The following is a 244-nucleotide window of genomic DNA, read 5'->3' on the forward strand; positions in this document are numbered from 1 at the left end:
TTTGCGTATAAGACGCACCCAACACCGAGTTCGGGCCTAAAATCCCACGCCACAGCGGAAACGCCAGGCTCAACTGAAACTTTACTTCATCCTTACGCGCATTTTCCGCCCAGTCGTAACTGGCAATCGCTTCTTTGTTCAGATCGCTGGTTTGGGTGTAGATGAGGTAGTTGGTGTCATAAGGATAGAGCGTGAACGGATTGTCATGCTCCTGCAGCATATTGGCGATAATACTGCCACGCAC

The 244-nt window shown here is 50.4% G+C and carries 1 protein-coding gene; it reads right to left on the reverse strand.

The features are described 5' to 3' along the window. Positions 1 to 244: phospholipase A (locus tag R0J88_RS22710; protein ID WP_410901280.1), on the reverse strand; the 244-nt coding region annotated here is incomplete at both ends.

Origin of the sequence: Pseudoalteromonas sp. SIMBA_162, from assembly GCF_046535955.1 — a bacterium.
In the GTDB taxonomy this organism is placed as follows: domain Bacteria; phylum Pseudomonadota; class Gammaproteobacteria; order Enterobacterales; family Alteromonadaceae; genus Pseudoalteromonas; species Pseudoalteromonas marina.